This window comes from Bacillus sp. S10(2024) (genome assembly GCF_050473865.1).
Taxonomy (GTDB): Bacteria; Bacillota; Bacilli; order Bacillales; family Bacillaceae_G; genus Bacillus_A.
In genome coordinates this window covers 1-7,615 of record NZ_JBFLUR010000010.1, presented here as the reverse complement: position 1 = coordinate 7,615, position 7,615 = coordinate 1, and the positions used below count along the sequence as shown (strand labels likewise).

Below are 7,615 nucleotides of genomic sequence, written 5' to 3'. Positions count from 1 at the left end.
ATCTGAAATTAACGAAGGTGATGCGGCTTTAAGAAGTGATCCAGGGGAAAACGCTTATTATAATTCGTTAATGGTTAAATATGGAGTATTTAGTCATGATGGTGTTTGGTCTTGGCATAAAGGATCTTTTGGTCATCCAATTGAGTCTTTAGCCTATCATTATAATAAACATGGGAAATCAGTTGGAGCTACAACAATGACGCAATATATAAATAAATCTATAGCATTTAAAGCTAATCTTAAAGGAGCAACAACATCAAAAGTTAATGGAGCGGTTCCAAATGTTTATAGATATAAAAAATTAGGTAAATTCATAGATATTCAAAAAGGAAGCAACTTAATTATTTCTTTTGGTAAAGCGTAAATAAAAGCAATAAAAAAGAGGGTCTAAAAAAGACTCTCTTTTTTATTTTTTGGTATTGAAAGGGAAAATTAGATACCTCGATGTAAGATGTAATATTCACCTGTTTCAAGTTTTTGAGTAAATGTAATAATTTTTTCTAATTGAATTATTAAATCTTGTTTGTTGAATTGCAATTCTTTATATTCTCCTTCATCTTTATTATTCTCATTCCATTCATATTGTCCGGTTAAATAAATTTTGTCAGGGGCATTTCTAATTAAATTTTCCCAAGAAGTAAGAATGTTTTTAAAAATTAAAGCGGATTTTTTATCAAATAAAGTTAATTCATAATAATTAATACCAAATTGTCTTGGGAAGTTTGGATTTATAGGGTTAATACTGGGAATCCACTTCAAAGAATCATTAATATATACAATGAAATCGTCATGAATTGTAACCATATCAATAAAATCTAATTCATTTTTATTTAATTTCCAAATGTATTTCATATCTATGTTTTTTTTTATTAAAAAGAATTCATGTTCTAATGTCATAATTTTCCCCTTTTTATTTTTTTCTGTTTATAGCATTATAACAAACTATATCTATATAACGAGGTTGGTTTTTTTATCTTTTATCAGGCCAAACAGGGGTACCGCCAGCATTTCAGAAAAAAACCATGCTAAGCAAAAAAACTAGCCTCTACAAAAGAAGCTAGTTGACGTAAAATTCGTTCTCGGAAGTTCAGGTTTGTATGTATTTGTTCAAGTTTAGGAATTTATTCTCTCCATTTGTCTTTATTGCTATATGTTTCATAATCAAACTTTGGCATATAATCAAATTCTTCGTCATTTTTCTGTTCATATGCTTCTCTAGCTACACTCAATAAAGATTCAAACTCTATGTCCTTCGGCATTTCCTCAGGATTTTGTAAAACTTCGTAATAGAAGTCCCGTCCATTTGCTACAACCACACATCTTGCATACAGAAAATTGTCTACGGAGAAAAATTCTTCTTCGTTTACATAGGCATACTCACCAATGTTCTTTGCATATTCAATACCGTCCAAATCGTAAAGCAATTTCGAGAGTATGTCCTCAAAAGCAAATATATCTTCATTGGAACTTTCACTTAAATAGTTTACCGCCTTTTCCAAAACCGCTTCGTCATCACCTTCATGCTCCCAATCAAACATATCAATAATTTTCCAGAACTCATTCTCGTCCATCTTCTGATTTTGAGATGTGTTAAACATATTAACCTTCTCCTTTGTTTTCTTTTTATTTATAACTACATTTTGATGATTTTGATTACAACCAAACAGACTGCATATCAAAAAGAGGGAAACAAATAACTTTTTCTTCATATAAGTCCCCCTTTTTTTCTCCATTGTACCATTTAAAAAAAGGCATGTATCGTGTTTTTTAGATTGTATAATCTATTCAAATTCAGTTAACATAACATCCTATTATCGGTAGCAAGGATAAAGGAGAATCCCTTGTGAGAGTAGGGATTCTCCTTTATCCTTTTCTATTACTCTATGCATCTTTTTATACATTCCTATCTTGACGCAGGTTTTCTGGTTCTCGTTTGTTACTGGATTAGCCAAAAAACTGTATAAAATCCTGCATATTATTCGTTCTTTTAAAATTTCATGTACAATAATTGAAATTCATTTATTTACTGAACAAGTTAGAGAAGAATCCTTTCTTTTTTTTCTCTTCTCCTTTGGCTGCTGCGAGTTGTTGAATGCTCCGTATATTTTCCATTAACATTTTATCTCTTTCATTTGTTCGTTCTTCTTGTCTTTTTAATTGTTGTCCCACTTGTTTAAGGAGCTCACGATCCGCTTTACGTTCATCCTCAATTTTTTCTAACAGGGCGTAATAAGAGTTTCGTTCTTGCTCCATTTCTTGGATTTTCTCTATAAGACTTTTGTTAAGTTGTTCTTGATTTTTTACATAATTCATTAATGATTGTATAGCTTCTTCTGTTAAAATAGATGGTTCAGCTGATATAGGATTTAAAGAGTGGGTAACAGAATGGGTTTCATTTTGGGATTCCTTTTTCTTTTTTTGAAGAGCGCCCCCCGCTCTTTCTAAAGAGTGTCCACCTTGACGCCTTGATACAATAACCTTTGCAGCTTGTTCTAAATTAAACCTTTGTTCCTGTACTAAAGTTTTAAACAAAATAAGTGTGTCTTCATCATAGCGGGTATAGTAGCGAGTTCCATCTTCATTCTTTTCCCAGCCATACCCGTTCTTTTCTAGAGCGGCAGCCCATTTTCTTAAAGTGCTTATTCCGATACCTAGCCGCTCGCTCATTTCCTTATTTAGCAAGACATATTCGTATCTTTTCACGCTCTCACCTCGCTCTCTAGAATAGCATAAAACGCTCTCCATCCGCTCTTGAACTCGCTTTTCAATGGTTATTCGAGGATTGAAAGGGATTTCCTTTGTATTTTTTGCTTAGCGTGTTTTTTTTTAAAATACTAACAATCCCCCTATAACTTACCTTTCTAATTATTAATTATTAAAAATAGAAGATAAATCACGATAAAAATAGCACCAAAAAAGGCTGCAACAAATCATTGCGGCCCTTTTTATTGTGATGCTACAATGCGTTTCTTACTATTTAACATTAAAATAATTAAAGTAATTAAAGGAGGTACATATATGGAAATTGGAAAAAAAATAAAACATTTAAGATTAATAAATAAAATGACACAAGAAGATGTAGCTAGCCAATTATTTATTTCAAGACAAGTTATATCTAAATGGGAACTAGGAAAAAGTCTTCCCGATCTAACCAATTTATTAGCCTTAAGCAATCTATTTAATGTTTCAATTGATTCTTTATTAAAGGAGGATTCAAATTTGCAAAATCAGATAATAAAACAAAGCAATTACAAAAGATATTTACTAATAGCCGCTATATATATATATTCTTTGATTACTCTTATTGTTATATTTTATTGTCTTATTGCTTTTTTACTTATACCAAAAGACATAAAAACATCAGATCTAAAAGTTATTAATTCACACTTTTATAAAAAAAACGATAAAGAAGAAATTCTATATATTTATAGTAAATTAACACCTTTTTTCTCCAATTATTCAGGGGATTATAGCCTCAATGTAAAAGAACCATGAAATAAACATTCATGCTAATCGAAATTCAATTCCTTTTAGAAATAAAGATGTTTTATTTTCAATTGAAAAAGATATATCTCATGGAATAGATTGGGAAGAAAAAGATGTTTACATTGTAGATGAAAACAATAAAAAAATACTTATATATAACCATAAAAATAAACAACTGTATTACCAACTAAAAAATTAAAAAGTAGGCGATCAAAATTAAAAACATTTATAAATATATTTTTATACTAACTACGCTATTCTTAATATAATTAGTTCTCTACTCATTATGAATACTGCATTTACACCAGGGAATATGGTATTTGCTATTACATTTTTATTTTTCACCATGCTATTTCAATCAACTACAATGCTATTTATTATATATATGATTAAAAATGATACATCTAAAAAGCTAAAAATAATATTATATGTATTTTTAACACTAGATATATTTATCTTTTTATCATTGCTATACATGACATATATAGTAACAACAACATTAAAATATTATTAACATTTTTATAGTAAGGGAATGCTTGTATACTGATCTGTACTGCATTCCCTTATTATATGTATGCTATATTATCTACTTAATAGAAAAATAAAGTAGATAAGGTAGTTGTATCGTGTCTGTCAAACGGTAAGCGGACAGAATGAAGCGAAAGCGAAATGAAGGAGCATTAAGGAGTTGACAGACTCACTATGCAACCCTCTTGTGGTTGTCAAAAGGTATCCTTTTGACCCCTGCCAACCGGCGAGGGAGCCCCTCAAGGATTGAGGGGTTGGGGAGTTCGATTGATGGGGTCAAGGGGAAGAGTTCCCCTTGTAGGTTCGGACAAAGTCCGAGGTCTTTTTGCCATGTTAAACATGGCTCGGCAACGCCGACAAGCGTCGCAGACCCCTATCGATTTTGATGCGTTAGCGTCAAAATACGTATAGGGTTACGTTAATTGACTCCATTTCGTCGCTTTGCTAGACTTATGGTATCAATTAATCTAGGGGGAAGTGGTGGCACTTTATGTTGCGTCTATCTCATTAATCAATCTCACCAAAGTTCGTTGAGCCATAATAACAGAGAAAACATTCATGGGAATCCTGGTATTGATCCAGCCAGGTCAGAGGAGAATATTTACTTTGTTCAAAAGGACATCCGAAGTGTATACAAGGATGTTTTTCAAGAGGCGGTGGACAAGTATAACGAGAAACAAAAACGGAATGATCGTAAAATAAATGATTACTATGCCAAAGTACATAAAGACGATAAGACACATGAGCAACGAGAATTGATCGTAGCGATTGGAGAAGGCAAAGATGACCCAAAGTATAGGGAAGCAAAGAAAGAAGCGTTAAAACGTATGCAGAAGCGTTTCAAGAGCGTAATCCAAATCTAGCAGTCTATAACATTGGTGTTACATGATGACGAAGCAAATCCGCATCTACATATTAAACTATGTACCGAATTTCGAAAGTAGTCGAGGCTTAACGAGGCGTGTCGGAATGGATAGAGCCTTGCAACAACAAGGCATAAAAGGAAAAGGACGGAACTTATTGCGAATTGGAGAACATTAGAACGGCTTATATCGAGGAATTAGCAAAAGAACATATTCCTGATTTTGAAAGGGCAAATGTAGGGTCTCACAAGTACATGAAAGTCCGTCAGTATAAGGAATATGCAGAAACAAAATCATTTATTGAAAATCAAGTACAAGAAAAAGAAACGCAATTACAAGTTGTCGATCATCATTTGAAAGATGCTGAAGAAAAAGCAAAAGAATTACAGATGTGAAAAAGCGTTTGGAAAGTGATGTCGTTGAGAAGTACAAAGAATTAGAGACAATGAAGCAAACAAGTGGAAAGCGGAAGTGAAAAGCTGCAGCTGATTGGCCAACGTTATGTAGAGTTAGAAAAAAGAGTAAAACAAAAGCAAGAAGAATTAGATCGTGTTGCGGATCAAGTACCACATGAACTGTTAAAATTCCATTTTTGCGTAAAGAAGTAATACAGAAGTACAGGATAAGATGTTTGGAAAAGCTGAAATCAAGAAGAAACAGTCAAGAAATTATGTGTTATCACCAGAACAATATCAAGAATTAACAAAACAAGTGAATGCAGCGGTGACTATCAAAAAGGATTATGAGCATTTGAGAAAAACAGATTTTTGTGAAAGAGTATCAAAGTTTACGAATGACTGCAGAAGGTTGGATGGAAGAGAATAGGACATTGAAACAAGAAAAAGGTCAGTTGCAAAAGAAGTGGGGACGTTAAAGACTGAAATAAGTTCTTTAAAAGCTCATATAAGAGATTTACAGACAAATATAAAGGTTTTATATCAAGAAACAAAAAAAGTCTTAAAGAGCAATTTAAGACGTTTAGAGCGATTATTAAAAATGAATTGGATAATAAGGGAATAGATAATCAATTTGAACGTGAGTATAAGAGGGAAATGAGCAATAAACATCGAGGATTTGATATGGAAAGATAAAAAAATTGGGGAAACTTTGTTTCCATCTTTCAGGTTATTGAAAACGTGATAGAATGAAAAAAGAGCCATGCGGGAACATGACTCTTTTAAAAGGGTATTCTACGAAAATACCTAAAAGAAAATATCTGGTTATAGGTTATCATAATTTGATTTATAATCAAATAGCAAAAAATAGGTGTTTTTGTTGATTCCCTCAATTAAGGAGGAATTAACTAGATATGGACAAAGAAAATTATTGATTTTGGACAAGTTGAAAAAAAGCAAAAGAAAGAGATAGCAAAATTAATAGTATTTATGAAAAACTTGAAGCACTGGTGGACTTTCTGAAGAAGAAAGAGCCATGATGCTACAAGTATTAAGTAAAATGTCTGGTGGAGAAGAATATTTTATTGGTAAAAGAAAAAAACCTACGGATCGGGTGAGATTTGTGCAAATGATTACAGAGAATATTGATTATTATGTGAAATTGGCTATTTAACTCAACCGGAAAAGGCATTTTATTTGATATTTCAAGATTTCTAGAATTTAAATCAAATGTTGTTGTTGAAAAAAATAAAGATGATGATATAAAACCGAATGCAGATCTCCTAGTTATTTAGCTAAGAAATTAGGGAAAACAAGGACTTCTATTTCAAAAATGATGAATGAATTGCTTGAAAAAGGAGTTTAGGAGTGGCAGAAACTGGTGTAATAACTGAAGATGGAAGAACTTGTTCAGCAAGGACTTGGTTTGTTAATCCTAATATATTATGTAATTCACCTAAAGATGATATTGATAGAGCGACTCAACAAATTTTTTCAAAAGTTTACGTAATATTAAAATTGAAGGTAATAGAAAAAAACATAAACTACCAATTTATTTATTTTAGATGTCAATTTATATTGACATCTTTTTTTATTTATCATTTTCCATTTATAGGTGTTAAATTTTTTTTAACACAGGTGTTAAAAAAATTTAACACCTTATGTCTTATAAACCCTTGCTATTACTGGCTTTCTTCACTTTACTCTTCTCACTCTTATATATAGGGCTAAAAGTTCCGCAAGGAACGGGTCGTATTTTTGAGAAAACCACTCAAAAATCTCCACCCTCAAAATAAAAAAGTCGGTTCGTTAATCCTCACCTAAAGGCTACCGCCTTTTCTTTTTTATTTTGTCCTTGCAAAACTTTTTTCGGCTGGTTTTTAGCTTTTGCCAAGGCCGAACAGACCAAAAACGAGGATTTAGATGTTCTACTTAGACTAGCAATTGTACCAGCCGAACCACCAGTCCTATCGATCTATCAGTTCTCTTTTGCAATATGCAGTTACGTTAAATTCTTGGGGCTAGCCCCCAAACCCCCAGCCAGCACTCACACCCAAAAACAAGGGAAATACCGAATAGACATTTACATTTTTTGTATTTTCTTGAATACAAACCCTATTTTGGTATAAATAGGTTGAGGAAGCGCTAACATTATAGTATTGTTATAATGTGGTTGATTTACATAATGATTTAACTATATTACATACGCAAACTATTGTATTTTTGAAGGAGAGGTTATTATGGTATTGAAGAAAGCTAGTTTTAAATTGGCAAGTATTTTTGTTTTATCTATGATTCTATTATTAGGGTTATTTTCACCTGTAGAATCATATGCTCAAACTA

Annotated in this window: 4 protein-coding genes and 3 pseudogenes; 4 read left to right on the top strand and 3 right to left on the bottom strand. The window is 31.9% G+C overall.

Annotated elements, in window-relative coordinates:
* A partial coding sequence (locus AB1280_RS24540; protein WP_429757418.1) for a hypothetical protein occupies positions 1 to 364 on the top strand: 364 nt, incomplete at its 5' end.
* 68 nt (positions 365 to 432) lie between these two features.
* Here the strand turns inward: AB1280_RS24540 and AB1280_RS24535 are convergent.
* The 3 genes from AB1280_RS24535 to AB1280_RS24525 all read right to left on the bottom strand — a co-directional run bounded on the left by AB1280_RS24535 (position 433) and on the right by AB1280_RS24525 (position 2,703).
* Positions 433 to 897, bottom strand: a complete 465-nt coding sequence (locus tag AB1280_RS24535) for a hypothetical protein (RefSeq protein WP_429757417.1) — start codon at positions 895 to 897, stop codon at positions 433 to 435.
* A 224-nt stretch (positions 898 to 1,121) separates the two neighbouring features.
* Positions 1,122 to 1,709, bottom strand: a complete 588-nt coding sequence (locus AB1280_RS24530) for a DUF4240 domain-containing protein (protein WP_429757415.1) — start codon at positions 1,707 to 1,709, stop codon at positions 1,122 to 1,124.
* Between the two features lie 310 nt (positions 1,710 to 2,019).
* Positions 2,020 to 2,703 (bottom strand): MerR family transcriptional regulator, encoded by a 684-nt coding sequence (locus AB1280_RS24525; RefSeq protein WP_429757414.1) that lies wholly within the window; start codon positions 2,701 to 2,703, stop codon positions 2,020 to 2,022.
* Positions 2,704 to 3,018: 315 nt separating this feature from the next.
* Between AB1280_RS24525 and AB1280_RS24520 the strand changes: the two are divergent.
* The 3 pseudogenes from AB1280_RS24520 (at position 3,019) to AB1280_RS24510 (ending at position 6,837) form a co-directional block, all read left to right on the top strand.
* Positions 3,019 to 3,685, top strand: a pseudogene (locus tag AB1280_RS24520) (helix-turn-helix domain-containing protein).
* A gap of 781 nt (positions 3,686 to 4,466) precedes the next feature.
* Positions 4,467 to 5,968: pseudogene (locus AB1280_RS24515) on the top strand (plasmid recombination protein).
* 216 nt (positions 5,969 to 6,184) lie between these two features.
* Positions 6,185 to 6,837 (top strand): annotated as a pseudogene (locus AB1280_RS24510) (MarR family transcriptional regulator).
* Positions 6,838 to 7,615: the final 778 nt, after the last annotated feature.

Excerpts from the sequence above, each read along its gene's own strand:
- AB1280_RS24535 (WP_429757417.1), bottom strand. The coding sequence starts at position 897 with ATGACATTAGAACATGAATTCTTTTTAATAAAAAAAAACATAGATATG.
- AB1280_RS24530 (WP_429757415.1), bottom strand. The coding sequence starts at position 1,709 with ATGAAGAAAAAGTTATTTGTTTCCCTCTTTTTGATATGCAGTCTGTTT.